The 25,356-nt window shown below is 70.7% G+C and carries 18 protein-coding genes; 5 read left to right on the forward strand and 13 right to left on the reverse strand.

The window, feature by feature from the left end:
* Positions 1–103: 103 nt before the first annotated feature.
* Together IPJ78_07755 and IPJ78_07760 are read right to left on the reverse strand one after the other, a co-directional pair.
* Positions 104–1,084 (reverse strand): threo-3-hydroxy-L-aspartate ammonia-lyase, encoded by a 981-nt coding sequence (locus IPJ78_07755; protein ID MBK7906443.1) that lies wholly within the window; start codon positions 1,082–1,084, stop codon positions 104–106.
* Positions 1,081–2,280 carry a serine hydrolase gene (locus tag IPJ78_07760; protein ID MBK7906444.1) on the reverse strand — a complete coding sequence of 400 codons (1,200 nt, stop codon included), beginning with the start codon at positions 2,278–2,280 and terminating at the stop codon, positions 1,081–1,083. The genes IPJ78_07755 and IPJ78_07760 overlap by 4 nt, the downstream gene beginning before the upstream one ends.
* Before the next feature lie 105 nt (positions 2,281–2,385).
* Here IPJ78_07760 and IPJ78_07765 point away from each other — a divergent pair, with 105 nt between their 5' ends.
* Entirely contained in the window at positions 2,386–2,670 is a 285-nt protein-coding gene (locus tag IPJ78_07765; protein ID MBK7906445.1) for a hypothetical protein, read from the forward strand.
* A 15-nt stretch (positions 2,671–2,685) separates the two neighbouring features.
* Positions 2,686–3,324, forward strand: a complete 639-nt coding sequence (locus tag IPJ78_07770; GenBank protein ID MBK7906446.1) for a hypothetical protein — start codon at positions 2,686–2,688, stop codon at positions 3,322–3,324.
* 19 nt (positions 3,325–3,343) lie between these two features.
* On the opposite strand, the gene IPJ78_07775 is transcribed toward IPJ78_07770, so the two are convergent.
* The 4 genes from IPJ78_07775 to IPJ78_07790 form a co-directional block, all read right to left on the reverse strand.
* On the reverse strand, positions 3,344–4,618 hold the full coding sequence (locus IPJ78_07775; protein ID MBK7906447.1) for a hypothetical protein: 1,275 nt from the start codon (positions 4,616–4,618) through the stop codon (positions 3,344–3,346).
* A gap of 139 nt (positions 4,619–4,757) precedes the next feature.
* Positions 4,758–7,205, reverse strand: coding sequence for an ABC transporter permease (locus IPJ78_07780; GenBank protein ID MBK7906448.1), 2,448 nt, complete (start codon positions 7,203–7,205; stop codon positions 4,758–4,760).
* A 157-nt stretch (positions 7,206–7,362) separates the two neighbouring features.
* Entirely contained in the window at positions 7,363–7,782 is a 420-nt protein-coding gene (locus IPJ78_07785) for a substrate-binding domain-containing protein (protein MBK7906449.1), read from the reverse strand.
* A 28-nt stretch (positions 7,783–7,810) separates the two neighbouring features.
* On the reverse strand, positions 7,811–8,911 hold the full coding sequence (locus IPJ78_07790; protein MBK7906450.1) for a hypothetical protein: 1,101 nt from the start codon (positions 8,909–8,911) through the stop codon (positions 7,811–7,813).
* Between the two features lie 243 nt (positions 8,912–9,154).
* On the opposite strand from IPJ78_07790, the gene IPJ78_07795 reads away from it, so the two are divergent.
* Both IPJ78_07795 and IPJ78_07800 read left to right on the forward strand, forming a co-directional pair.
* The gene (locus IPJ78_07795) at positions 9,155–11,224 is read left to right on the forward strand and encodes a response regulator (GenBank protein MBK7906451.1); all 2,070 of its coding nucleotides are present in this window, start codon (positions 9,155–9,157) and stop codon (positions 11,222–11,224) included.
* Positions 11,221–12,336: an aromatic ring-hydroxylating dioxygenase subunit alpha gene (locus IPJ78_07800; protein ID MBK7906452.1), complete on the forward strand. Its 1,116-nt coding sequence runs from the start codon at positions 11,221–11,223 to the stop codon at positions 12,334–12,336. Before IPJ78_07795 ends, IPJ78_07800 begins: the two co-directional genes overlap by 4 nt.
* A 12-nt stretch (positions 12,337–12,348) precedes the next feature.
* On the opposite strand, the gene IPJ78_07805 is transcribed toward IPJ78_07800, so the two are convergent.
* From IPJ78_07805 to IPJ78_07815, 3 genes are read right to left on the reverse strand one after another with little or no spacing between them, the layout of a single operon-like run.
* Positions 12,349–13,650 (reverse strand): NCS2 family permease, encoded by a 1,302-nt coding sequence (locus IPJ78_07805; GenBank protein MBK7906453.1) that lies wholly within the window; start codon positions 13,648–13,650, stop codon positions 12,349–12,351.
* Positions 13,647–14,591 (reverse strand): 5'-methylthioadenosine/S-adenosylhomocysteine nucleosidase, encoded by a 945-nt coding sequence (locus IPJ78_07810; GenBank protein MBK7906454.1) that lies wholly within the window; start codon positions 14,589–14,591, stop codon positions 13,647–13,649. The genes IPJ78_07805 and IPJ78_07810 overlap by 4 nt, the downstream gene beginning before the upstream one ends.
* A 30-nt stretch (positions 14,592–14,621) precedes the next feature.
* The gene (locus IPJ78_07815) at positions 14,622–16,325 is read right to left on the reverse strand and encodes a hypothetical protein (GenBank protein ID MBK7906455.1); all 1,704 of its coding nucleotides are present in this window, start codon (positions 16,323–16,325) and stop codon (positions 14,622–14,624) included.
* A gap of 85 nt (positions 16,326–16,410) precedes the next feature.
* On the opposite strand from IPJ78_07815, the gene IPJ78_07820 reads away from it, so the two are divergent.
* The gene (locus IPJ78_07820) at positions 16,411–17,919 is read left to right on the forward strand and encodes an amidohydrolase family protein (GenBank protein ID MBK7906456.1); all 1,509 of its coding nucleotides are present in this window, start codon (positions 16,411–16,413) and stop codon (positions 17,917–17,919) included.
* Here IPJ78_07820 and IPJ78_07825 read toward each other — a convergent pair.
* From IPJ78_07825 to IPJ78_07840, 4 genes are read right to left on the reverse strand one after another with little or no spacing between them, the layout of a single operon-like run.
* Positions 17,873–18,928 (reverse strand): UDP-glucose--hexose-1-phosphate uridylyltransferase, encoded by a 1,056-nt coding sequence (locus IPJ78_07825; GenBank protein MBK7906457.1) that lies wholly within the window; start codon positions 18,926–18,928, stop codon positions 17,873–17,875. The genes IPJ78_07820 and IPJ78_07825 overlap by 47 nt on opposite strands.
* Positions 18,925–20,106, reverse strand: coding sequence for a galactokinase (gene galK / locus IPJ78_07830; protein ID MBK7906458.1), 1,182 nt, complete (start codon positions 20,104–20,106; stop codon positions 18,925–18,927). The genes IPJ78_07825 and galK overlap by 4 nt, the downstream gene beginning before the upstream one ends.
* Positions 20,103–22,718, reverse strand: a complete 2,616-nt coding sequence (locus IPJ78_07835; protein ID MBK7906459.1) for a glycoside hydrolase family 2 protein — start codon at positions 22,716–22,718, stop codon at positions 20,103–20,105. The genes galK and IPJ78_07835 overlap by 4 nt, the downstream gene beginning before the upstream one ends.
* Positions 22,719–22,724: 6 nt before the next feature.
* A complete protein-coding gene (locus tag IPJ78_07840; GenBank protein ID MBK7906460.1) occupies positions 22,725–25,355 on the reverse strand; it encodes a hypothetical protein in 2,631 nt (876 codons plus the stop codon).
* Between the last annotated feature and the right edge of the window lies 1 nt (position 25,356).

Below are 25,356 nucleotides of genomic sequence, written 5' to 3' on the forward strand. Positions count from 1 at the left end.
GCGGCGATGACGGGGACCGGTCCCGAAAACTAGCGCCGCCTGACGAGCGGCGGACGGCGGTGCGGCGCCGCCGCATCAGAGGTGCTTCGCGACGAAGGGCGATTCAGCCCGCGAGCCACGCCCCGTACTGTGCGAGATCCACGTTCCCGCCGCTCAGGATGATCCCCACCCGCTTGCCACGCAGGTCGACCACCCGTTCCAGCACCGCCGCCGCCCCGAGGCATCCCGTGGGCTCGACCACCTGCTTCATCCGCTCGGCGAAGAAGCGCATGGTCGTGATGAGTTGGGCGTCGCTCACCGTGAGCATCGCCGTGACGAGTCGCTGGATCACCGGGAAGGTGAGCGCCCCCACCTGCTGCGTCTGCGCGCCGTCGGCGATGGTGACGGGGACGTCGATGCGGACGCGCTGTCCCCGCGCGACGCTCTGCTGCACGTCATTGCCGGCCTCGGGTTCGACGCCGTAGATCGCGATCCCCGGCGAGAGCGCGGCCGCGGCGACCGCGCATCCCGAGAGCAAGCCGCCCCCACCCACGCACGCGAAGAGCGCGTCGAGCGGTCCTGTCTCCTCGATCAGCTCGAGCGCGGCGGTCCCCTGGCCGGCCATGACGCCCGCGTGATCGTAGGGCGGCACGACCGTGAGGCCGCGCTCCTGCGCGATGCGCGCGCCGATCGCCTCGCGGTCCTCGGTCATGCGATCATAGAGCACGACCTCGCTGCCGGGCATGCCCTCCTGATAGCCGCGCGTCGCGGCGAGCTTGGCACGCGGCGAGTCGTTGGGCATCACGATCACGGAGGTCATCCCGAGGAGCCGGGCCGAGAGCGCGATCGCCTGCGCATGATTGCCCGAGGAGAAGGCGAGCACGCCACCGCGGCGCTGCTCGGGCGAGAAGAGCGAGAGCGCGTTGTAGGCCCCGCGGAACTTGAAGGCCCCCATGCGCTGCTGATGCTCGGCCTTGAAGAAGAGCGTCGCGCCGGTGCGCGCGTCGGCCGTGCGCGAGGTGAGCACCGGGGTCCGGTGCGCCACGCCGGCGAGCCGCCCCGCCGCCCCGCGGATGTCGTCGAGGGAGATGGCGAGCGCATTCATCGGCCGATCACCGCGCGCTGCATCCGTTCCTCGATCCGCCTCAGCGGCACGCCGCCGCGGCCGGGCAGGATGCTCCATCCGTTGAAGACGAGCACCATGTCCTGATCCGGGAAGGCCACGGGCAACTGTCCGCCGAAGCCCGATCCCGTCCAGAGGTACTTCCCGGGCGCGAGCGCGTCCGGGTGCAGCCACCACTTGAGGCCGTACATGACGGGGTTGTCGCCGCCGCCGGCCGGCACGACGGGCGTGACGGACAGCCTGATCCACTCCTCCGAGAGCACCCGGGTGCCGTTCCAGGTGCCGCCTTGGAGGAAGAGGTACCAGATCCTGGCGAGGTCACCCGCCTCGAGATAGAGCCCACCCTCGGTATCGGCGGTGCCCGACGGCGTGCGCTTCCAGAACCAGCGCGTGATGCCGAGCGGCGCGAAGAGATGGCGGGCGCCGTACTCCTCGATGTCCATCCCCGTCGCCTGACGGAAGACGTGCGCGAGCAGCGCGCTCTCGCCGCTGCTGTAGTTGAACCGGGTCCCGGGCTCGCGCATCATCGGCCGGTCGATCGTGTACTGGATCCAGTCCGCGCTCGCCTCGAGACCGACGGCCGTGTTGTTCGGGTCGATGTAGGGGAGGTTCTCGTTCCAGTCGAAGCCGCCGGTCATCGTGAGCAGGTGCTTGATCGTGATGCGGCGCTTGCGGTCGTCGATGTTCCGGACCGCGGTGGTGTCGAAGAAGCGCAGGATCGGGGTGTCGAGGCTCGGGAACTCGCCGCGAGTGACCGCGGTGCCGATGATGACCGACGCGACCGTCTTGCTCACCGACTGCAACGTGTGCAGGTCGCCCCGCCGGTAGGTGGGGTGCCACCACGGATTGAAATAGTTGTACGGGCTCGTCGGATCATGCGAGTTGAGCGGATTGCGCACGCGCGCCGAGTCGGCGTAGATGCTGTCGTACGGATGCGAGTAGGTCCGGTCGAACGCGATGCGGCCGTGGCGGATGACGAGGAAGCGGTCGACGAGGCCGTACCGTCCGCTCCGGATCTCCGCGTCGATGGAGTCGAGCACCGCGCCGTTGAGCCCGACCGCGGCGGGCGTGGCCACCGGCCACGCACCGGGCGGCGCGCTCCCGCGTGACGAGGTGGACGGCGCCTGAGCGGCGAGCGCGGCAGGGAGGAGGGCGATCAGGGCGAGTGCGCGACGCATGGGTCGGGGGCGGATGGTCGAGTCCTGTCGGCGGGGGGAGCGGGGGGAAAACTGGGTCACCGCCCCGCGGGGCGCCACCATGCACGCGCCGAGTATCTTGCCCGCATGCGCCGCCGGTCCGTCGTCCCGGTCCTCGTTGGTCTCGCGATCGCGTGCGGCGGTGACGCCGATCGCCTCCCGCGCGGGATCGTCCTGCGCGCGCGTCCCGCCGCGCCCGACTCCACCCTCGACTGTCCGCGGGTGGACGGCGCCTACTGGATCCAGCGCGGTCTCGCCTGGGCGTTGCTGGTGGAGCCGCGGCTCAGCGAAGCGTCGCGGAAGATGCCCTGGTCAGCACTCGAGCTCCGAGGCGACGCGCGCGAGCAGCTCCAGCTGATCGTGCGCGCCTAGGAATACGCGGATACGGTGAGCGCGGTGCGCGGGCGAGACTACGCCTGCGCCGCCGGCTGGCTCGTGCCGGGTGGCGAGGTCCGCTTCACCGACCTCGCCCCCGAGGACTCGGTCCGGTTCTTCGACGACCCCAAGGCGCAGCGCTTCGCGTTCGCGCTCGCGGGCGATACCACCGGCGCGCTCGTGGGTCGGCTGCAGGCGACGTCGTTCACGCAGTTCGATGTGTGGTGCGGTGACGGGTGTCGTGGCTTCCCGTTGCCATGGACGATCGAGCATTCGACCCTCTGGGAGATCCTTGGTCCGCTGGCGGCTCCGCCGCCTGGCGTGGTGAATGATGACGTGAATCGCCGCCTCGCGGCGGAGGAGCGGCTGCTCGAGTATGGCGAGCAGGCCGTCTCGCCGCCCTCAGTCGAACGTATGGTGCAGGCGATGATGCCACCGGGATCGCGGATCCTCGCCGTCACGCCCGAGGGGGCGGGCCACCGGATCTCGGTCCTGCTTCCGGGACCGGAGGCGGTCGAGCCCTTCCTCGGGCGCCTGATCAACACGCAGGGGATGCGCGGCGCGCACGAGAAGCCCGGCTACGGCGCCTGGCGCGCGGACACCGAACCCCGGCAGTGGCAGGCCGTGATCTGGGTGCCGAAGGAGTTCTGAGCATCTCGCGCGAGCGCGGTCAGCCCGCGGCCGCCTCGTCCTGGTAGTACCACGCGATCGCACCGGAGATGTCCGCCGGTGTGGCGATCACCCGCTTGAGATCGCGCTTGCTGATGAAGCCGAGCTGCTGCTCGATGTCGAGCGACTCCGGATCGCTCACGGCCACGACCAGGTTGCGGCCGTCGACCTTCACCGGCAGCACGCCCAGCCGGCGCGCGAGCTTGGAGGGGATCGCGCGGATGGCCTGCGGCGTCACCTCCTCGAAGTCCGCCACGTCGAGCTTGTAAGTCGCGGCGACCATCACCGCGAGCTCGACCTCCGTCATCTCGTTCCGCTTGGCGATGCTGTGCCAGATCTCCGCGAGCGTCGGCGGCTCGCTCAGGTCGCGGCCGTCCGGCCGCGCCATGCCCGCCTCGATCGCGAGATGGCCGAGCCAGTGCCGCGCGGCGACGGCCGCACGGCGCTGCTGCTCGGGCGTGGGCGCCGGCTCCGTCGGTTCCTCGGCGCTCGGCGCCGGCGACGCGGTCTCGACGATGGCGAGGTGGCCGGTGGGAGCCGTGGTGCGGCGCCGGTCGCGCGTGGGCGCCGGCGTGACGAGCTCGATCGCGCCGGTGGTGCGCATCACGCGCTCGGTGCGCACGGCGGCCGCTGCCGGTGCCGGCGTGGGGACATGCGACGCCGCGCTCGGCGCTGGGGGCGCTGAGGCGTGCGCGGGAGCGGACGGGGCCTCGGCTTCCTGCCCACCGCGGCGCATGCCGCCCCAGTCCTCTGGCGCGCCCTCGGCCTCGTGCTCGCCCGCGAAGACCTTCGCGTCGCGAACGGCCTTCACCGAACCCGCGTTCACCGCGACATCCCCCAGGGCGTCTCCCGTCTGCACGCGAGACGCACCGAGGAGCGCGAAGAACGTTCCCGTGCCGGCGAGATAGTCACTGAGCCGCTGCTTGGCGCCGAGCAGGAGATTGCCCTGCAGGCGCGTGCCGTCCTCGAGCAGGATGTCGACCGCGCGCGCGGTGGCGTTCGGCGTGCTCGCGACGATCGGGTAGTCCTGGTTCGTCGACGACGCGATCACGATGTGCTCCGTCTGGAGCACGGCATGCCGGTGGACCTCGCCCTCGAGGCCCCACACGGCGTTCACGATGTTGACCCAGCCGTGCTTGCGCGTGCCGAGATACGGCGCGAGCGCCTGCCCGTCGTTGAGATAGATGCCGCCATCCACGGTGTCGCCGTCACGGAGCGTGAGGTGGACGGCGCGGGGGCGGGACTGGATGGGGCGAGCGTACGGGGTCTGGGACACAGCGTGCTCCACTCGTGAACCGTTTCCGCGTGGCGTTCAGCGCGGGCTGAGAGACTGCACGAGAACGGTACACTGTACAGCATCTTGCCGGGAAGGCCGCCCCGTCACATTGGGATGGGGCGACCCGCCACTCGCACGGTCACTGCGATCGGAAGGCCGTCGAGGGGTCGATCCGGCTCGCCCGCGCCGCCGGGATCCAGCAGGCGGCCAGGCCGATCGCCCCCATCAGGACCATGACCATCACGAGCGTGAGCGGGTCCCGCGCGGGGACGCCGTAGAGCAGTCCCTCGATGCTCCGCGCCAGCGCGAGCGCGCCGCCGGCGCCCGCGAGCAGCCCGAGGCCCACCAGCAGGCCGCCCTCGCTCAGGATCATGCGTTGGACGCGACCCGGGTCCGCACCGAGCGACATCCGGATGCCGATCTCGTTCGTGCGCGCACTCACCGAGAAGGCGAGCACCGCCGCGATGCCGATGGACGCGATGACGAGCGCGAGCAGGCCGAACGAGCCCACGAGCAGTGCGTTGAGCCGGCGCGGACCCACGCTCTCGTCGCGCACGGCGGTCAGTGGCAGCACGTTCTCCACTGGCTGCTCGGGCGCGATGCTGTGCACGATCGCGCGGGCCGCGGTGGCGAGACCTGCCGGGTCGACCGTGCTGCGGATCACCAGACCGCCTGTCGGGAAATCGGACTGCGCGAACGGGATGAAGGTCGCCGGAGTCGGCGCCGCGTCGAGTCCCCCGTCCTTCGTATCACCGACGATGCCGACGACGGTGCGCCAGTCGTTCTCCGGGATGCCGATGAACCGGAGCACGTCACCGGTCCAGGCGACGCGCCGGCCGATGGGGTCGATGCCCGGGAACAGGCGGTCGCCAAGCGTCTTGTTGAGGATGACGACCTTCCCGGCGCCGCGCGTGTCGGTCTCGCTGAAATCACGACCGGCCAGCAGCGGGATCCCCGACGCGCGGAAGTAGCCCGGATCCGCCGAACGATACTCGGAGGCCGGCTGGGGCTCACCCGGACCGACCGGACGCCCCTCGGCCTTGATCTCGAGCATGATCTCCGACTTGCGCAGCGGGATGGTCGAGCCGACGCCGACGACCTCGACGCCGTGGAGCGTCGCCAGCTCGCGACCCATCTCCTCGTACCGGCGTCCGGCGCGCGCGAAGTCGGTGACCGCCGTGAAGTCGAGCGGCACTTCCATGGTGAGCACGTTCTCGGGATCGAGCCCAGGATCGACCGCGGCCAGCTGTTGCATGGAACGCACGAGCAGTCCCGCGCCGGCGAGGAGGATCACCGAGACGGCGACCTGCGCCACGACGAGGCCCTGCTGGAGGCGGCGGCGGCGAGCGGAACCGCTCTTCTGGTTGCCGCCCGCCGAGAGTCCCGCACCGAGGGTATGCTCGGCGCCGACGCGCGGCGCGAAGGAGAGCAGCACCGCGACGACGACCGCGAGCAGGGCGGTGAAGCCGAGGACCATGCCGTCGACCTGGATCTCGTCCGCGCGGGGACTGTACCGCGCGATCACTGCGGAGAGCGTGCCGACGCCGGCGAAGGCGACGACGAGCCCGAGCGCCGCGCCCCCGAACGCGAGGACGAGATTCTCGGCGAGGAGCAGCTTGCGGAGGCGGGCCGTGCCCGCGCCGAGCGCCGCACGCACGACCATCTCATGCTCGCGCCGCACACCGCGCATCAGGGTGAGGTTCGCGACGTTGGCGCAGGCGATGACGAGCACGAGCGCGGCGACACCCATCAAGAGGAAGAGCGTCGTGCGTGCATCGGCCCCGAGGACTTCCTTGAATGGCGTGAGCGAGACCGAGTAGCCCGAGGCGGCGTTGTAATCCGACGGGTTCTCCTCGTGCACGCGGTCGACGATGCCCGAGACCTCCTGCCGCGCCTGCTCGACCGTCGCTCCGGGTGCCAGCCGTGCGATCATCTCGGTCATGCGGTGCGTGCGGCCCTGGACCATCATCGCGCTGACGTGATGCTCGCTGATCGACATGTTCATCAGGGCGTCGATGCGACCGGGGAAGAACGGGGCCGGCTGGAGCACGCCGATCACCACGACCTCGCGGTTGCCGATCCGCATCGACTTGCCGACGATCGCACTGTCGCCGCCGAAGTGCGCGAGCCAGTAGGCGTGGCCGAGCATGATGACCGGCGCGGCGCCCGCGCCGTCATCACTCGCGTTGAACTCGCGGCCCACGACCGGCTTGAGCCCCATCACGGCGAGGTAGTTGCCCGTCACGAGGCCGACATCGATCTGCGTGGCCTCGGCCTCCTCTACGAGCGAGAGCGTGAGCGGCGAGTACTCGGCGATCTGCCCGAGCGTCCGCGACGACTCGCGGAAATCGTTGATCTCGGGGACCGAGAACGCGATGTTGGTCGCGCCTTGCGCCGCGACCGACTGGCGCAGGTAGACGAGGCGGTCGCCCTCCTGATGCGGGAGCGGCCGGAGGAGGACGCCGCGCACGGCCGAGAAGATCGCGGTGTTGGCCCCGATGCCCAGGCCGAGGGTGAGGACGACCGCGACGGTGAAGCCCGGGGCGCGCGCGAGGGAGCGCAGGATGTAGCGCAGGTCGAGGGACATCGGGGGCTCGGGGAGGACGATGTGGGAAACGTCCCCCGTGGGACGCGCCCACGCAAGGCGCATCCGTTCTGTGGCCGCGGCCCTCCCGTGGACGCCTCATGCAGCGAGCCCACTCCCCGGGGCGCGGGAAGTGGGCTCGCTCGGTGCGGCCGTGGCGCTACTTGACGTCGACGACCTTCACGCCGGCGGGGATGGTGGCGCCCGACGAGACGTATCCGATCGCTCCCGGGTTGGCGCGCACCCAGTCGAGCACGGCGGCGTCCGTGTCCTTCTGGATCGGTGGCACCGCTCGACCGGAGTAGATCTCGCGGAGCCAGTGGGCGGTCACCGCCTTTGCCTCGCGGCCGATGACGGCGACGCTGAAGGCCTGCCGGACATCGGACTTCTCGGGGAGGTCGACCGGCGCCGCGGCGACGCCGCCCGACCAGGTCTTCACGGTGCCGAGGAATATCGAGCTGACGACCTGCTTGGTGATGGTCGCGGAGTTCTCCGCGTTGACGACGACCTTGAAGGCCTGCGCCTGTGCCGCGGACGCGCTCACGCAGAGCAGCAGGGCGGCGATGAGGGATCGGATCATTGGGTTCGCTCGGGCGGATGAGGTGGCGTCAGAATGCGACAGAGACGGAGACCTTGATCTCCCCGAAGTTCACGCCGCGGAAGCGGCGGTTGTCCACGCCCGACTTGAACTGGTCGTACTCGGTCTTGAGGAAGAGTCCCTGCGTGATGCGCGTGTTGAGTCCGATGATCGACGTGCTCGCCTCGTCGTCCGGCGTGCCGGTGTCGGGATCGTGGGCCTCGTACCTCAAGTAGGGCGTGTACCGCCCCATCCGCTGATAGACCATCGCGCTCAGGCCCGTGCGGTCGATGCCCGTGCCGGAGGACGCGTCGAGCGAGCCCTGGACCCACTCGACCTCGACCCCGGAGTTGCCCGGCTGCCAATCGACGAACGCGCCGTAACTGGCGAGCGTCGACTGCGAGCCGAGCGACTCGAAGAGCGCGTCATACTCCTCGGGGCGATCGCGGTAGAACGACACGCCGATGCGGAAGGCATCCACCGGGGAGAATCGGACGATGCCGCTGATCGCCTTCTGGCTGTTGTCGTCCTTGTCGAACGGGTTGTTCTCGCTTGCGCCACCAGCCACGGGGGAAACGGGCTGGTCACCGTTGGAGATCTGCACGACGTAGTCGAGGGCGCGGCCGGCGATCTGTCCCGAGCCGGTGAAGGCGATGCCGGACGCGTGACGGGGGTAGAAGCGCACTCGGCTTCCGTACTTGTCGGTGCGCACCGTCGAGCTCGGCTCCTTCACTGAGAGGAATGCGGGCTTCGCCGTGTGGATCTCGTTGTAGATGCCGAAGTGCACGAACATCTTGCCCGCGCGCACGCGGAACCAGTCGCTCACCGCGTACTCCGCGAACGCGTACTCGATCGCGTTGTTGCCGCGCTGATCCTCGGAGGCGGCCCCGTGCTCCCACGCGATGTCGGCCGCGACCCGGAAGCGGTCGGCCGGGGCGAAGTTGAAGACGAGGTCGAAGCCGTCGGAGTCGAACGAGCCCCGCGTGTCACCGCGGCCGGCAGGACCGGTCCGCTGCTCGTACTCGAAGGACGAGTACCCGTTGATCCGGAATCGGTCGGATTGCTGCGCCGCGGCGGGAGCCCCGGTGACGGCGACCAGGCCGAGCAGGAGGAAGAGGGATGAACGCTGCATGCGAGTGCCCTGATGCTGAAGGTCTGCGCCGCCTCCTCCCGGTGCGGGAGAAAGCGACGATCGTGTGCGCGAGGTGCGCTGTAAGGGACAGTGTCGGTCACGAAGTGACGGTCTTGAGTCCTCGCGTTCGGACCGTTCGGTCCACCACGCGGCGTTCCCGGCACGGCGATTCCGCGCGTCCGGGGTCCGCGGTGAGGAGAATGCCTCTCGCGTCCCGGGGCCGGCGGACCCAAGTTAGGGGGGATGCCGTCCTTCTCGGTGCTCGAGATGCAGGAGAAGACGCCCGACGACTTCCGTCGATGGGCGATCGGCGGCTCGCTCGTCGGGGCGATCGCGTACACGATCGTGGCAGTGACGGTGCTCTCGATCCGGGGCACGGACGCCGCGCTGCCCATCTACTCTCCCATCGCCGCCGCCATCGGCTGCTGGGTCGCGTTCGGCCTCGTGCTCCGCGGCGAATCGAGGGCGGGGACGTTGCTGACCGTCGCCGCGTGCTGGACGGAGTCGACCGGGGCGCTCTCGACGTCTCCGCTCTTCCCGTCCCCGGGTCTCCTCGCCGGTCCGGTGCTGGTGATGGGCGCGAGCCTGCTCCTCGGCCGCCGGATCGGGCTGATCCTCACGCTCGTCTCGGTGGCGATCACGGCACCGCTCGTGCGCATCTCGCCGGAGTTCATCGACACGGGACTCTCCGTCCGCGCCTGGTACTGGCTCGTGATCCACGCGGTGGGGATGCTGGCGGCGTGGGGGGTGGTGGCGATCAGCCTGCGCACGCTGCAGCGCACGGTAATGCTGGTCCGCGACCAGGAGCGCGAGTTGAGCGAGCTCATCGCCTTCGCACCGGATGGCATCCTCATCCTCACGCCGGCTGACCATGTGCACACGGCGAACGCCGCGGCCGGGCGGTTGCTTGGCCTGACGGGCGGCGATGCGGCCGGTCGGTCACTGAGCCAGCTGCTCGGCGCCGCGGGATGGCAGAGCCGCGCGGCCGACCTCGGCGAGCTCTCCCGCCCCATGACCACGCCCCTGCTCTGGACGCTCGTGCGCGCCGGTGAGCCGGCGTCCCACGTGGAGGTCACCTGGCGCCGGATCGACGCGGGTCGCCGGCAACTCATGCTCCGCGACGTCACCGAACGGGTGCGCACCGAACGCACGCAGCGCGACAACCAGTCCCAGCTCGCGCACTCACAGCGACTCGAGGCCATCGGTCAGCTCGCGGGTGGCATCGCGCACGACTTCAACAACCTGCTGATGGCGATCAGCGGCTCCGCCGAGCTCCTTCGGGACGAGGCGGACGCCGAGATGCGCGCGACGTTGCTCGACGAGGTGCTCGCGGCGCAGGAGCGCGGGGCGAGCCTGACGCGGCAGTTGCTCGCGTTCGCGCGGCGCGACGTCGCGCGACCGACCGTGCTCGACCTGTCCGCCCTGGTCACGCAACGCCAGCGGTTGCTGCAGCCGATCGTCGGCGACCGGGTGAAGCTGATCCTCGATCTCGAACCCGACGCGCGCGTGAGCATCGACGCGGCGCAGATGGAGCAGGTGCTGGTGAACCTCGTGGCGAACGCGCGCGACGCGATGCCGGGGGGCGGGCGGTGCGTCCTCTCGGTCCAGCGCGTCACCGGCCCGACGGGGCCCGAGCAGGTCCGGATGCGTGTCAGCGACGAGGGCGTCGGGATGGACGAGGAGACGGTGGCGCGCGCCTTCGAGCCGTTCTTCACGACGAAGGCGCGCGGGCACGGCACCGGGCTCGGCCTCGCCTCGGTGCAGGGGATCATCATGCAGAGCGGCGGGACCGTCGCGCTCGCGTCGGTCCCTGCGCAGGGGACGACGGTGGAGATCCTGCTGCCGTTCGCGACGGAGGCGTTGGAGACCGGCCCGGTCTCGCTCGCGCCCGAGGAGGCCCGTCGCGCCGCCGGCGCGACGATCCTCGTCGTGGACGACGACGACAGCACGCGCACCGTGGTCGCGCGCATCCTCCAGCGCGCCGGCTACGCGGTGCGCCTCGCCCCCGACGGCATCCAGGCGTTGCGCGTGCTCGATGCCGACCCGCGCGGCATCGACATGCTCGTGAGCGACGTGACGATGCCGGGCCTCACCGGCCCCGAGCTCGCCGACGCCGTGCAACTGCGCGTGCCCGGCCTGCCGATGCTCTTCATCTCCGGCTACCCGAAGGATGTGGTGAGCGCGGAGAGCGGCCTGCGGGCGGAGCACGACCTCCTGACCAAGCCGTTCACCGCGCGCGAGCTGACCGATCGCGTGGCAGAGCGACTCGCGGTCGCGCGGGAGGCCGCGGTGGAGGACGGGAGCCCGACATGAGACCCGCGACCTATCCCGCGCTCCACTCGGCCGACCTCGAGAGCACGCCGATCGAGCGGTCCTGGACCATCCCGTCGGCGTGGTACACCGATCCGGCGTTCCACGACCTCGACCGCGACGCCATCTTCGCGCGCACCTGGCAGGGCGTCGGGCATCTGGGCCAACTGCGCGAGCCGGGGGACTTCTTCACGGCGACCGTTGCGGACAGTCCGGTGATCGTGCTGCGCGATCGCGAGGGCGTGCTCCGGGCGTTCTACAACGTCTGCCGGCATCGCGGCGGGCCGCTCGCGACCGCGGCCGCCGGGTGCGTGAAGGCGCTGACCTGCCAGTACCACGGCTGGACCTACCTGCTCGACGGCTCGCTGCGCGGCGTGCCGCGCTGGGACCGCGTGGACCTCTTCGACAAGAAGGACTACGGGCTCGTGCCCATCCGCGTGGAGACCTGGCAGGGGCAGGTCTTCGTGAACCTCGACGCCGACGCCGCGCCGCTCGCGAGCGTCATGGCGGGCATCGCCGAGCGGATCGCGCCGGTGCGTCTGGACGCGATGACCTTCGTGAAGCGGATCGACTACGAGGTCGCGTGCAACTGGAAGGTGTATGTCGACAACTTCCTCGAAGGGTACCACGTCCCGTACGTGCATCCCGAGCTGATGAAGCTCTACGACTTCCGGCAGTATCGCACCGAAGGCCACGAGCACTTCTCGCTCCAGTGGACCGCGCTCACCGCCGGCGACGCGCCGTACGACATCCGACCGGGGGACTGCGCGTACTACTACTGCGTCTTCCCCAACTACATGCTCAACATCCTGCCGGGCCGGGTGCAGACGAACCTCGTCGTGCCGCTCGGGCCCGACCGGTGCCGCGTGGAGTTCGGGTTCTTCTACGCCGATGCGGCCGGGGCGGCGGCCGAGCGAGCGATCGCCGACGACCTCGACTACTCCGACCGGATCCAGCGCGAGGACATGGACATCTGCGTGCACGTGCAGCGCGGCGTCGGATCGCGCGCGTACGACCGCGGGCGATTCTCGGTCGATGCGGAGCTCGGCGTGCACCACTTCCAGGACCGGCTCAAGGCCGCGTACCGCAGCTGGGTGGCGCGGCCGGACGCCTGAAACGCGCGCGGGTCAGTGGTAGGGATAGACCATGTAGAAGACGAGCGACATCCCCGCGAGCACCCACATCGCCGCCGGCACCTCGCGTCCGCGGCCGGTGAGCACCTTGAGCAGCGGGTGGAGCAGCAGCCCCGCGGTCATCCCCACGCCGATGTTGAAGGTGAAGCTCATGAGCACGATCGTGAGCAGCGCGGGGATCCACTCCGTCTGGTCGTCGCGCTCGAGCGTCGCGATCGGACCGACCATCACGAGGCCGATCGCGACGAGCGCCACGCCCGTCGCGTGGATCGGCACCGCGGTCAGCAACGGCGCGAAGAAGAGTGCGAGGAGGAAGAGCGCGGCGACGACCACGGCGGTCATCCCGGTGCGGCCGCCCTCCTCGATCCCGACCGCCGACTCCACGAAGGCGCCGCAGGTCGTGGTCCCGAGCACCGGTGCCGCCATGTTCACCAGCGCGTCGGCGAGCATGGGCTTCTCGATGTCGGGAAGGTTCCCCTGCGCGTCGAGCAACCCGGCCCGCGCCGAGAGCCCGATGAGCGTGCCGATGGTATCGACGAACGCCATCACGAACACGATCACGACCACCGGCAGCGCCTGGAGCGTGAGCGCGCCGGCGATGTCGAGCTGCCCGAACACCGGCGCGAGGCTCGGCGGCAGGCTCATCACCGAGCCCGGGAGCGGGGTGACGCCCACGAGCACCGACAGTGCCGTCGTCGCGAGGATGCCGATGATGAGCGCGCCCGTCTGGCGCCGCGCGAGCATCCACGCCGTGAGGACGAAACCCGCGAGCGCGAGGAGGGTGGTCGGGCTGGAGAGCGCCCCGAGGGCGACCGGGGCCCCGGGCACTCCCGGCACGACCACGCCGATCTGATTGAGCCCGATGAATGTGAGGAACAGGCCGATGCCGATCGCGAAGCTGTGCTTGAGCGACGTGGGCAGGGCGTTCGCGAGCCAGCTCCGCACGCGGAGCACGGTGAGCAGCGTGAAGAGGACACCGGCGAGGAAGATCGCGCCGAGCGCGGTCTGCCACGGGAAGCCCATCCCCTTCACGACCGTGAAGACGATGAAGGCGTTCTCGCCCATGTACGGCGCGATGGCGAACGGTCGCTTGGCGTAGACCCCCATGATGAGCGTGCCGAACGCGGCGGAGAGGATCGTCGCCGTGATCGATGCCTCGCGCGGCAAGCCCGCAGCCTCGAGGATCGCGGGGTTCACGACGATGATGTACGCCATCGTCAGGAAGGTCGCGATGCCGGCGCGGACCTCGGTGCGGAGCGTCGTGCCGTGCGCGGCGAAGTCGAAGTAGCGGTTCACCGCGAGCCTGTCGTGCGGGGCAGCGCCTTGAGGAACTCGATCACGACCGCGGCCGAGTTCTCGGCGGCGAGCTGACCGAAGACGCGGACCTCGTTCCCGCCGGGCCCGCCGCCGGCCAGGTCGGAGAGGGAGCGGAACGCGATGTACGGGACGCGGTTCTCGTGCGCGACGACCGCGACCGCGGCCGTCTCCATGTCGAGCGCGTCGGCGCGGAAGGCCGTCCACGCCCACTCGCGGAAGGCCGCGTTGTCGACGAAGGTCGGGCCGCTCACGCCGTTCCCGCCGACGACGATGCGCGGGGCGTGCGCGAGGCACGCCCCGCTCGCCGTGCACCGCTTCAGCGGGGCGCGCGCCGCGACCGTCGCCGCGACGGCGAGCGCGGCCGAGTCCGCACCGAACCAGAAGCGTCGCTCCAGCGAGTCGGCGGGGGCGTTCCGCACGGTGACCGAGGTGCCCTGCGGGAACATCATCCCGAAGTTGGGGAAGGGCGTGGTGACGCGATTGGGCGCGAAGCCGTTCGGCGTCTCACGGGCGAAGACCATTTCCTGATAGTTGCCCCACTGCGCCGGCACCGTGACGTCGCCCACGTTCAGGCCAGGGTTGACGCCGCCGGCGATGCCGGAGAAGACGATCGACGTGATGGTGAAGCGGTCGAGGACGGCTTGGGTGGTCATTGCGGCGTTGACCATGCTGAAGCCGCTGAGCATGAGGGCGACGTCGTGCCCGGCGAGCGTGCCCAGATAGATCGTGCGGCCGTTCACGACGCGCCGCTCCGTGATGGTCGTCGCCGCGCGCAGCGCGACCCACTCGGCGTCGAAGGCGGACATCACGGCGATGCGCGGGACCGCGTCGCGACCCTGATCGGCATGCGGAGCGGCACCGCGAGCCGCACCGACGGCACCGGACGCGCACGCGGCCAGCAGGAGGAGGCCGGCCGCCATCGCGGCCCGGGGAAGACGGCGTCGTCGCACTCAGGGCCTCGTGGCGTTGGCGTCGATCTGTCGCTTCATGATCCGCAGCAGTTCCTGGTTGGTCCACGGCTGCCAGCCATGCGGCTTGAGCGGCCGTCCGTACTCGAACGTCCCGGCGAAGTACGGGCCCTTGCCCGGCTCCTTGGTGCTCTCGAGGAACTGCTCGAAGCGATAGACGCCGAGGTTGAGGAAGTAGTTGTCCATGTCGCCGACGGCGACGTGGATCTTCCCGACCAGGCTCGGTCCGATACGGCTCCAGTTCCGCTCGACGTACGCGCGCAGGTCGTAGCCCCGCTCGCGCATCGCCTCGGCGACGGCGCGGTCGATTCGGCCGGTGCGCTTGTCCCAGAGTTGCGCCGGGTAGCCATCGGGGCCGACCGGCGCCCACGCCGCCTGCCACCCGTCCCACTGGCCGCCGGAGCGACCGCGTGACGCGATCACGAGCTCGGCCTGGTTCTCCTCGCGCACGCTGAGGTCGGTGAGTCCCTCCACCGATCGGCTCGACGGGATCTCGCGCGGCAGCCAGGAGCCCGCGTCGCGGACGAACGCATTGGTGTCCGCGTAGATGTCGCCGAACTGGTAGTTCCGGAAGTCGAGCTGGTCGGGATAGAGCGACCAGGCCCCGCCGAAGACGTCGGGATAGTGGAGCTGGAGGCCGAGCACGTCCCAGCCGCCGGTCGATCCGCCGGTGAGCGTGCGCGCGTACGCCGCGCCGATGGTGCGATAGCGGCGGTCGATCTCCGGGATCAACTCCTGCGTGATCGCGTCGCCGTACGGCCCGTTGTTCGCCGAGTTGAGCGCGTAGCTGTCGTCGTAGAACGGCGTCGTGTGCTGGATGAAGACCGCGATGAACTCAGGGACCTGTCCCGACGTCCACGCCTGCTGGAACTCGCAGCCGGGTTCGCGCGCCGAGCGGGCGAGCCGCGCCGCGCGCGCCTCGGCGGTCTCGGCGCGATCGCATCCGTCGAACGTGAAGCCGAACGGCGCGCGGTCGCCGTAGTGGCCGATCGTGTAGACGACCGGGTAGCGCCGGGTGGGATCCTGCGCGTAGCCCTTGGGCAGGAGCACGACGGCCCCGAGCTCCATGTCATGGCCCCAGAAGGTGCTCGCAAGGCGCGAGCGGATGCGGAAGCGCTGCACCCACTCCGTATCGGCCGGGCGCGTGACCGGCGGCAGGACCTTCGTCAGCGAGATCCAGCCGTTCATCGGGCGCGCGGGGTCGATCCGCACCTTCATCACCTCGCTCACCAGCGAGCCGGGGGCGTTGTTGAAGCGCTGTCCCTCGCCCGCGTCCATGTGCGCCCAGATGGTGTGACCGTCACTCCGCTTGAACTGCGAGTACGGCACGAGCAGGCCCTGCACGTAGTACTCGCCTGCCGGGAGCCGGTCGAGGGACGCGACCGGGAATCCGAGGACCGACTTGTCGAAGGTGACCGCCTGCCCCGGGGCGAGCGACTCGACGTCGACCCCGAAGAACGGCTCGCTGGTGCGCGAGGCGCCCGACTGGCGGCGTGGCTCACTCTCGTTGGTGCGCGCGATGAAGAGGTAGGCGCGACCGGTGATCGGGCCGGCATGCGTCGACGCCGGGAAGGAGAGGCGGAAGGTCTGCGCACGCACGGCGGGCGCCGCGACGCCGAGCAGCGCGCCGGCGAGGGCGAGCGCGGCGCGCAGGCGCCGCGGGGCGGGGAAGCGGGAGGTCGGCATGGCCGGAAAGATACCGCCCACCGGCGACACGGCGCGCTACATTCCCGCCGCATCCTCGACCCGACCTCCCGACCGGATCCCCCACATGCGCCTCGGCCGATCGCTCCCGTTCCTCGTCACCCTCGTCGCCGGATGCAGCGGCGCGCCCACGGGGCAGCCCGTCGACATCCTCATCACCGGCGGCACCATCGTGACGATGGACTCCGCGCGCCGCGTGCTGGAAGACGGCGCCGTCGCCATCAGCGGCGACCGCATCATCGCGGTCGGGCCGACCGCGGAGCTGACGGCGAGGTACACGGCCGCGCAGACCATCGACGCGCACCGGAAGATCGTCATGCCGGGGCTCATCGACGGACACGGCCACGCGGGCCACGGCCTCGTGAAGTCCCTCGGGATGGACACGGACGAGTGGTACCCCGCGACCGAGACGATCTATGCGCGCGGTTCGACGGTGGACTTCTGGCGCGCCGAGGCGTTGCTGACCGGCGTGGAGAAGGTGCGGTTCGGCGTGACGACTTCGCTCAGCTTCTTCGGCGGCGGCGACATGATCATGCGCACCGATGATCCGATGTACGGCGACGCGTACATGGCGGCGCTCGACACCGTGGGGCTCCGCTACTTCCTCGCCGTCGGACCGCGGCGGCCACCCTTCCCGAAGACCTACACGCAGTGGCGCGGCGACTCGGCGCTCGACGTGCTGGTGCCGTTCGAGCGCCAGCTCGAGGTGTCGGAGACGCTCATCAAGCGCTGGAACGGCGCGGGCGACGGCCGCCTCCACATCGCGATGATGTTCCCCACGCACCATCCCGAGACGACCCCGCTCACGCCGACGGCGCTCGCGGAACTCACGGCGCAGGCGCGCGCCACGCGCGCGCTCTCGAAGCAGTACGGCCTGCTCTTCACGCAGGACGGGCACTCGAAGGGCTCGGTCAAGTTCGCCAACGACGTCTTCGACATCCTCGGCCCCGACGCGATCCTCTCGCACGCCACGGGGATGACCGACGAGGAGATCGCGATCGTCGCGCGCACGGGCACGAAGGTGGTGCACAATCCGAGCGCGAACGCCGCGATGCGCGAGCAGTTCCGCCTCGTCGAGCTCCTCGATGCCGGCGCCACGGTGATGCTCGGCTCCGACGGCGTCGCGCCCGACCGCAGCTACGACATGTTCCGGCACATGTTCCAGGCGATGCGGTACCACCGCGCCTTCTTCCGCGACGCGAAGGTCCTCCCGGCGGGGAAGGTCCTCGAGATGGTGACCATCGACGCGGCGCGCGCACTCGGGTTGGAGAAGGAGATCGGTTCGCTCGAGCCGGGCAAGAAGGCCGACGTGATCCTCGTCGACTGGTTCCGCCCGCACCTCGTTCCCATGAACATGCCGCTCTACCGGCTCGCCTACTTCGCCAACGGCAACGACGTGAGCACGGTGCTCGTGAACGGGCGCGTGCTCATGCGCGACCGCCAGGTGCTCACCGTGAACGAGACGCAGGTGCTCGAGCTGGCGCAGCGCGAGGCGGATCTCGCCATCGCGCGCACCGGGCTCGATTCGCTCACGCGGACGCCGGCGGGGTTCTGGGGCCGGAGCCGACTGCCCTGAGCCGCTCCGCGCTCCACTCCGCCGTCAGGTCCCGCTGCGGCATGCCGAGCATCTCGTAGCCGACCATGAACTTCCGCACCGTGGCCGAGCGGAGCAGCGGGGGATAGAAGTGCAGGTGCAGGTGATGCTCGGGGTGCGCAGTACCGTCGGTCGGGGCCTGGTGCACACCGGCGGAGTAGGGGAACGAGACGTCGAAGAGTCCGTCGTAGCGCGCCGTGAGCTGGCGGAGGATGTCGGCGAGCCCATCGCGCTCGTCGTCGGTGAGGGCGGGGAGCGATGCCACGGGCCGACGCGCGATGACGAGCGTCTCGAACGGCCAGACCGCCCAGAACGGCACGACGACCGTGAAGTGCGGGTTGCGGCAGACCACGCGGTCGCCGCGTTCCTCCTCGAGCGCGAGATAGTCGGCGAGCAGGGTGCGCCCGTGCCGCGCGAAGTGCGCCGACTGCGTCCGCGCCTCGCGCTGGGCTTCCTCTGGCAGGGTCGCCCGCGCCCAGACCTGTCCGTGCGGGTGCGGATTGCTGCACCCCATGATCTCGCCCTTGTTCTCGAAGACCTGCACGTGGGTGATCCCCGGGCGCGCGCCGAGCGTCTCGGTCTCGTGCACCCAGGTGTCGACCACGCGGCGGATCGCCGGCGTGTCCATCTCGGCCAGCGTGAGGTCGTGGCGCGGCGAGAAGCAGATGACGCGGCAGATCCCCGACTCCGACTCGGCGCGGAGCAGGCCGTTCACATCGAGCGCGGCGGCGGGCGTGTCGGGCTTGAGCGCCGCGAAGTCGTTGTCGAAGACGAAGGTGCCGTCGTACGCCGGATTGGTCGCCCCGGCCGCGCGCGCGTTCCCGGGGCAGAGGTAGCAGGTGGGGTCGTGCGCGGGGCGCCCGGTGATGGGCAGTGCCTCGACCTTCCCCTGCCACGGCCGCTGGCCGCGGTGCGGCGAGACGAGCACCCACCGGTCGCCGAGCGGGTCGTAGCGGCGATGGACGTTCGAGAGGAGGATCGACTCGGTCACGCGAGCGCCGCGGCTTCGGGGCCGCTGATCACCGAGGCGCCCGGCTGCGCAGTGGTGACGTAGAGCGCCGCATCGAGCCCGGTCGCGGCGCGGTAGTCGGACCGCACCGCCGCCACGAACGCCTCGGCCCGCGTGGCGGCGACGAGCGCGACCGCGCAGCCACCGAAGCCGGCGCCGGTCATCCGCGCGCCGAAGCAGCCGTCCTGCGCCTGCGCGATCTCGACGATCGCGTCGAGCGCGGGGCTCGAGACCGCGAAATCGTCACGCAGGCTCTCGTGCGAGAGGTCCATCAGGCGCCCGACCGTCGCGGCATCGCCGGCGCGCAGCGCGTCGGCGGCGCGTACGGTGCGGGCGTTCTCGCTCACCACGTGCCGCGCACGGCGGCGCGTCACCGCGTCGAGCGCGCCCGCCTCGGCCTCGAAGCGGGCGAGCGTCACGTCGCGGAGCGCATCGACCTTGAAGTGCCGCGCGGCCGCCTCGCACTGCGCGCGGCGCTCGTTGTAGGCGGAGTCCATCAGGCCGCGGCGCGTGCTCGTGTCCATCACCACCACGACCGCCTCCGCAGGAAGCGGCACCGGCTTCAGCGCGAGCGAGCGGCAGTCGATCAGCAGCGCGTGGCCCGTCTCGCCCGCGGCGGAGATCATCTGGTCCATGATCCCGCAGTTCACGCCCACCCACGCGTTCTCGGCGCGCTGGCCGTGCGTCGCCATGAGGCGCGGATCCCATTCGCGCCCGGACGCGGCGGCGCAGGCGCGCAGGGTGGCGAGCTCGACGGCGGCGCTCGACGAGAGGCCGGCGCCAAGGGGGACGTCGCCCGCCATCACGCCGCGCCACCCGCGCAGCGGCTCACCGGGTTGCGTGAGGGCCCACGCGGCGCCGCGCACGTACTCGAGCCAGGACGGACCGTCCTTGGCGAAGTGGTCGAGGTCGATCCGGCCCGTCTCCTGCTTGTCGAGCGCGGTGATCTCGATCGCGCGTTCGTCCGTGGGCGCGAGCGCGATCCAGACGGCACGGTCGATCGCGAGCGGGAGGACGAAGCCGTCGTTGTAGTCGGTGTGCTCGCCGATGAGGTTCACGCGCCCGGGCGCGCGCACGACGAGGTCGGGGGATGCGCCATACCGCGAGCGGAACGCGGTGAGGACCGCTCGGGCGGGGGCGGGAACGACGTTCGGGGTCATCGGGAGGCGGGAGTCGGAGCGGTGCTGCCGGCCACGCGGAACCTGAACGTGGAGGCGTCGAGCGTGGCGATGACGCGGTCGCCGATGCAGAGCGCCGCGCGGAGGCGGTCGGTCTGGACGACGGGGGCGCGATACCTCGGCGCCCGCGCGGTCGGTGCGGTCCCATCAGTGGTGACGTGCAGCGTGTGGGCGGGCGTGGCCATGCCGATCCCGTGCGCGGCACCGAGCAGCCGCAGGGTGCCGGCGCCCGGCACGAGGGCGAGCGCGGCCAGCACCCCGCGCGGTCGTGCGCGCTCGGCGGTGAGCAGGATGCTGGCGACGCCGGCCTCGGTCGAGTACGGGTTCGCGCCGACGAGGGCGATCGTCCCGGCGGTGCCGAATGCGACGTTCTCCCATACCTCGGCGGCCAGCGTGCCCGGCGCGTCGACGAGGGATGCATGAGCGAAGACGACATCCTTGCCGCGGCCGCCGAAGGGACGGCCCTGCTCGTCGAGTCGCAGTTCCAGGCGTGCGGGTGCACCGGGCGTGCGCACCGCATGGGTCGCGACCGCGCGTCCGCCGATGAACGCGGTCGCGTCGAGCCGACCGGCTTCGAACGCGGAGACCGCGAAGGTGAACGGCGGGTGGGCGAGGTGCGTGGAGATCCGGTCACTGTCCGGCCGCTGGCGGGCGATCAGGCGGCCGTTCAACCGCAGTTCCACTTCCTCGGCGTTGCTGAACACGCGCACCGCGAGCGACGACGATGCCGTCCAGTGAGACGCGATGAACACCATCGGCCCGGTCGTCACGCCGGGGATACGCTCTCCCGCGTCGCGCTGCGACCGGAAGAAGTGGTACGAGAACTTCGGCACGCGGAAGAGGTCCGCGCAGCCGCTCGACTCGACGTCCGGCGCGTATCCGCGGTTGTAGTCGAACATCACCCAGAGTCCGTCGGCGAACGCGATGGTCTTCCGATTGTCGTTGTGCGCCTCCTGGATGTTCGTCGCCTGCTGCAGGAGGCGCTTCTCGCCGTGCCAGCGAAGCTGCCGGCTGTTCGCGTCGTCCGCGGCGAGATTCCGCCATTCGGTCTGGTTCAGACCCGCATTCTGCGCGTAGTACTCCCAGTCGCCGTACTCGCTCACCACGCAGGCGCGGTCCTTCACCTCGACGCACCCGCCGTGCTGGCGAGCCTGGATGAAGACGTCGTAGCCCGGGCTCCAACCGCAGGTGAACATCTGGTCGCCGGGCAGTTCCTCGTGCCCGAGCGCCTGCGTCCGCGCGATGAACTCGGGCGGCATCATCGTCTCGTTGAGCGAGGTCTCCCAGAGCAGGACGCACGCGTGGTTCCGGTCGCGGCGGATCATGCGGCGGATGTTCTCGTACTGCAGCGCGGTGAAGGCGGGGTCATCGCGATTGAAGTACTGCCAGCCGGGGATCGCGTTCATCACGCAGATCCCGAGCTCGTCGCAGGCGTCCATGAAGGCCGGCGCATGCAGGTAGTGCGAGAGGCGGATGTAGTCGAACCCGGCCTCCTTGATGAGCCGCGCGTCGCGATGCTGCGCGTCGTCGGAGAGGGCGTAACCGACGTACGGGTAGTCCTGATGCCGGTTGGTGCCGCGGAGGAAGAGCTTCTCGCCGTTGATCCGCAGTCCGTCGGCGTTCACCTCGAACCGGCGGATACCGATGCGGGTGCGCTCGCTGTCGATGACGCGCCCGTTGGCGACGAGTTCGGTGTGGAGCGTGTGCAGATGGGGCGCGTGCGGGTGCCAGAGCGCCGGGCGCTCGACGGTCAAGTTGAGGAACGCGTCCTGATCCTGCGCGGCGAGCAGCGGACTGGGGTTCGTCGCGGTGTGCGCGACGACACGGCCAGCAGCGTCCTCGAGTCGCACGCGGATGCCGAATGCGCGCGGACCGGGCGCCGTGTTCATCACATGGACCTTCACCTCCAGCGTGGCACGCTCCCTGCTCGCAGCCGTTGTCCGCACGAGTACGCCGCCCGCGCCGGGCCGATCGGCGAGGATCGGATCGGTGATGTGCAGCTGGTCCTTCGTGACGAGCTCCACCATCCGGTAGAGCCCGCCGTACATGTTGAAGTCGAGATCGGCGAGCGGCTTCGGTCCCGTGGCGGCATTGTCGCGATTGTCGAGGCGCACCGCGAGCGTGCTCCTCACACCGGGAACGAGCCTCTTGCTGAGGTCGAACACGAACGGTGTCCATCCGCCGAGGTTGCGGCCGAGGAGCTGTCCATCGAGCCAGACCTCGGCGACGTTCATCGCCGCGCCGAAGCGCAGCCACGTGCACGATCCGGCCGCCGCCGCGTCGAGCGTGAGAGTCCGGCGGTACCAGCAGTGACCCTGCCATTGCGCGGTCGGTGTCCCCGGCGCACCCGTGACGAGCGACTCGATCCTCGCCGTGTGCGGAAGGGAGACCTCCTCCCACCCGGCATCGTCGAAGTCGGGGCGTGTGCGATCGGCCGATCCGTCTGGTGCGTCGAGGCGCAGGAAGCGCCAGCCGCGGTCGAGCGACTCCGTGCCCCGCGGGGGCGCGGCGACGGCGCGGAGCAGCGCGTCATCGCCGATGGCGAGCGCACCGCTCCCCGCGGCGAGACTGGCGACGAAGTGGCGGCGTTCCATGTTCCCCTACCGTTGCGGTCGCTGGACGAGCTGGACCCATTCGACCTCGAGTCCCGCGCGCGGATCGGCGGCCGCGCCGGCCGGCCGCGGGATCCCCCACTGGATGCCCTCGACGCGTTCGAGCGCGAACGACGGCGTGCCGCCGACGCGCAGGTCGTATGGCAGGAAGGTCGGATAGGGACGCGGCAGGAGCACGAGGGGAGCACGCACGAGGTCGGCGAGCGCGATCTCGGTCTCGCCCCAGGCGGATGGCGCCGCGACCGTGCTCCCCCACGCCGAGCCATCGCTCAGGATGAGCGCGACCTCGATGCGCGCGGGGGCAGGCCCCGTGCTGCGCCAGCGGATCCGGAGGGCGTCGCCGAACGGCCCGGCGGCCCCCAGTGCCGGCGAGAGACGGGCGCGGGTCGCGCGACGCAGCATGGTCCGGAAGGCGACATGCGGTGACGCCGGACCGAAGGTGTCGACGACGGCGCGCCAGGCGTTCCGCTCCGGCAACGAGCTCGCGACGCTCTCCGAGCGCCACCGCACGCCGGGGATGTAGCCCGGTTCCACGATGCGCGAACGGTCCCGGTCACCATCGAAGAGGACGACCGGCGCCGCGTGCTCCACCACCGGTGCGGCCCAATGCTCGGTCGATGCGAAGTCCCAGCGGTCCGGTCGTCCGGGGATCGCGCCCGGATACGTGACGGCGCCGGCCGCGTCGAAGGTGGTCACCACGTACTCGACGACGCCGGTGAGGTCGGTGACGCGCAGGGTGCCGTGATGCGTGAACGGATCGTCGACGAGTCCTCCGATGAGGCGCGAGACCCGCGAGTAGTCCCGCCAGCCGCGCTGGCGGACGAAGAGCAGCACCGAGTCGGGCGCGGTCGGCCGCACGACGTCGAACGAGACGTTGAGGGGCGCGTTCCGCGCGATGCTCGGCGGCGGCTCATGCCGGACGAGCGGCGTCCCCTCGCTGGACGGCGGGGCGTGGAACTCGTCGAGCCTCCGTCCCCCGAACCGCGTCGTGTCGCGGAAGCCGGAGGCGTCCACGCCCGCACGCGCGAGGAGGTAGACGCCGGGGCGCACGTCGATGCGACCGGCCTTGGCGATGCCGCGCATGGCGTTCCCCGCGCCGATCCCGGCGATCGTGAACTCGGCGCCGAGGTCCGGCAACAACAGGGAGAACTGCTCCTCGCGCCAGTGGATCCGGCTCACCGCACGCTGCAGGTTCCCGCGTGAATGCGGGTCCTCGACCGCGACGACATCGGGATAGACCTCGAGACGCCAGACGCCGTCGACGAGGCGATCGAGGAAGTAGGCGCCGCTGCCCGAGTACCCCACGACCATCGACGTGCCCACGCCGGCGATGTGTCGCAGGGCCCGCGGGTCGGGCGGCAGGGTCTCGGTGAAGCCGGTGTACGCGAACATGGTGTCCGAGACGTACTCGCTGAGCCGCTCCGCATACGACACGCGGAACTTCCCCCACCGCTCGCTCGCCGGATACGTCCCCGCATCGAACCCGCGGGCCGTCTGCCGGAACACCTCACCCGCGATGAGGAAGCTGATCGCCTTGGCCGGCGTGTAGATGAGGTTGAGGAAGTGCGTCTGGTACTCCGTGTTGGAGTACGCGACCGCCATCGGGTCGTACGCGAACTGCGTCGCCCACTGGAATCCCGCGCCGCGGAAGGCGCGTGCCATCGCCGGGTACATCACCGGCACCGTCACGTCGGCACCGTCGAACTCGTAGACCATGTGCGCCTTGCTCGCGCAGCCCGGCGTCTCCTTCCACGGCAATGGATAGCGGTCGACGTTGGGGAGCGGGTTCCCCGGCAGCGCCTCGCCGCGCACGAGCCCCGTGGGGTACCACTGCGCGCTCACCCCCTGGATGTCCGCCGCGCAGACGGCCGCCCCGTGCTCCGGCGTCCAGTGCTCGCTGATGTTGTAGAAGATCGGCGTGCGGAGCCCCGCGCCGCGCATCGACGCGACCATCTCGTTGATGTAGCGCGTGGTCTCGCGCGGGGGCGCGAGGTCGTGCCACGGCTCGTTGAAGATCTCCATCGCGAGGATGTTCGGATCGTCGCCGTAGCGCTTCCCCGTGTAGGGGTTCCGGTGCTGCACGAACTGGGCGACGTAGCGAACCGAGGCGCGCCGCGCGGTGGAGTCGACGAGCATCTGCGGCTTGCTGAAGCGGTTCGCGAAGCCCGGCGATGGATGGTCAGGGGCGGGATACCCCGGTCCCCACCACGCGATCGGCGTGAGGATCACCTTGATGCCCCGCGCCTCGAGCCGCGAGAGGAGATAGTCGAAGAGGTCGAGGTGCTCGTTCGCGAGCAGGTTCCCGAGCGTGTCCGTGACCTCGCGGTCCCACACGTGGATCCGGTAGGCGTCGACGCCGAGCCGCGCGAGGTGTGAGACGTCCGCGTCGATCGCGCGCTTCGGATCCAGACCGAGCGCGCGGATCGACTGGTAGTCATAGGCGAACGGCGCCGCGTAGTTCACGCCGAAGAGGGCGACCTCCTTCCCGGTCGCGGTCCAGCGCATCACGCCCTCGCGATCCACCCGGACGGCGGGCGTGGCGGCGCGCTGGGCGGGCACGGGAGCGGCCAGCACCCCGCAGAGGCCGCACAGGCCGAGGACCCGGGCGATCACGCGCATC

Source organism: Gemmatimonadota bacterium, from assembly GCA_016714015.1.
GTDB lineage: Bacteria > Gemmatimonadota > Gemmatimonadetes > Gemmatimonadales > Gemmatimonadaceae > Pseudogemmatithrix.

Excerpts from the sequence above, each read along its gene's own strand:
- IPJ78_07755 (MBK7906443.1), bottom strand. The coding sequence starts at position 1,084 with ATGAATGCGCTCGCCATCTCCCTCGACGACATCCGCGGGGCGGCGGGG.
- IPJ78_07760 (MBK7906444.1), bottom strand. The coding sequence starts at position 2,280 with ATGCGTCGCGCACTCGCCCTGATCGCCCTCCTCCCTGCCGCGCTCGCC.
- IPJ78_07765 (MBK7906445.1), top strand. The coding sequence starts at position 2,386 with ATGCGCCGCCGGTCCGTCGTCCCGGTCCTCGTTGGTCTCGCGATCGCG.
- IPJ78_07780 (MBK7906448.1), bottom strand. The coding sequence starts at position 7,205 with ATGTCCCTCGACCTGCGCTACATCCTGCGCTCCCTCGCGCGCGCCCCG.
- IPJ78_07785 (MBK7906449.1), bottom strand. The coding sequence starts at position 7,782 with ATGATCCGATCCCTCATCGCCGCCCTGCTGCTCTGCGTGAGCGCGTCC.
- IPJ78_07790 (MBK7906450.1), bottom strand. The coding sequence starts at position 8,911 with ATGCAGCGTTCATCCCTCTTCCTCCTGCTCGGCCTGGTCGCCGTCACC.
- IPJ78_07795 (MBK7906451.1), top strand. The coding sequence starts at position 9,155 with ATGCCGTCCTTCTCGGTGCTCGAGATGCAGGAGAAGACGCCCGACGAC.
- IPJ78_07800 (MBK7906452.1), top strand. The coding sequence starts at position 11,221 with ATGAGACCCGCGACCTATCCCGCGCTCCACTCGGCCGACCTCGAGAGC.
- IPJ78_07810 (MBK7906454.1), bottom strand. The coding sequence starts at position 14,591 with ATGGCGGCCGGCCTCCTCCTGCTGGCCGCGTGCGCGTCCGGTGCCGTC.
- IPJ78_07815 (MBK7906455.1), bottom strand. The coding sequence starts at position 16,325 with ATGCCGACCTCCCGCTTCCCCGCCCCGCGGCGCCTGCGCGCCGCGCTC.
- IPJ78_07820 (MBK7906456.1), top strand. The coding sequence starts at position 16,411 with ATGCGCCTCGGCCGATCGCTCCCGTTCCTCGTCACCCTCGTCGCCGGA.
- galK (MBK7906458.1), bottom strand. The coding sequence starts at position 20,106 with ATGACCCCGAACGTCGTTCCCGCCCCCGCCCGAGCGGTCCTCACCGCG.
- IPJ78_07835 (MBK7906459.1), bottom strand. The coding sequence starts at position 22,718 with ATGGAACGCCGCCACTTCGTCGCCAGTCTCGCCGCGGGGAGCGGTGCG.
- IPJ78_07840 (MBK7906460.1), bottom strand. The coding sequence starts at position 25,355 with ATGCGCGTGATCGCCCGGGTCCTCGGCCTGTGCGGCCTCTGCGGGGTG.